At 63.4% G+C, this 846-nt stretch carries 1 protein-coding gene; it reads right to left on the bottom strand.

Going from position 1 to position 846, the window contains the following annotated elements:
• Positions 1–511 (bottom strand): recombinase family protein (locus tag EUC46_RS12445; protein ID WP_206646009.1); only part of this gene is annotated, 511 nt, incomplete at its 3' end.
• Between the last annotated feature and the right edge of the window lie 335 nt (positions 512–846).

Below are 846 nucleotides of genomic sequence, written 5' to 3'. Positions count from 1 at the left end.
CTACACCCCACCACCAGACGACACCGACCAAGCCGACAACCAGAGCACCAGCCAGACAATCGACGAACCCCAGCCGGCAACCACCGGCTCCAGATAAAACACCCTCCACAAAACCCAGGGCTTGACAGCCGCAGTAGACGGTGGATTTGAGGTAGTGCGGGTGGCGGATGGTGCGCTCACCGTTGACCTTGCTGCCCAGGATGGTCTGGACTCGCTGGAAGGTCTGGGCATCGGTCAGCGCCTGGTGGGTTCCTGGGTAGAGGCCACCGCGGTAGACGATCTGGCCGGTGTAGAACGGGTTGGACAGCATGCGGTGCAGGGACTGGATGGAGATCGGGCGCTCGGGCATGTTGGCGGTAGCAGGGACGGTCAGGCCGCGGGCGGCGAGCTCGGCGGCCAGGGATTTAAGAGTGTGGTCGCCGGTGGCGTAGGCAGTGAAGGCCCAGGTGACCAGGTCGGCTCGCTCTGGGTCGATGGCAGCGATATGGGCCTGGCGCCCGTTGCTCTCCACTGTGGTGTTGCGGTAGCCCGAGTTGTGTCCCTGATAGTGGTGTAGCGCGGCCAGTGTGATCGTTGCTTGGCATGTGGTCGGGGCGAGAGCGCGGCCATCGCGTGATCTTTCGAGTGAACCTTCCAAAGCACTCTCGATAGGAGTCATCACGATGACCGCTTCTGACATTGTCGACCCTGCCCGCCTGCTGGGCGAAGCGCTCTCGGGCGTGTGGTTCCCCCCGAATCGTGGAGGGCTTCCTTATGCGGTTTTGGGCAGGCCCTGGGCCGTGTTGGTCTCGTAGTCGATGGGGCTCTGCATGTCGGCTGTGCTGTGTCGGCGGTCGTGGTTGTAGA

Origin of the sequence: Actinomyces oricola (assembly GCF_004104015.1) — a bacterium.
In the GTDB taxonomy this organism is placed as follows: Bacteria; Actinomycetota; Actinomycetes; order Actinomycetales; family Actinomycetaceae; genus Actinomyces; species Actinomyces oricola.
Note: the sequence above shows the minus strand (reverse complement) of the source record. Positions and strands in the feature narration are given on the sequence as shown.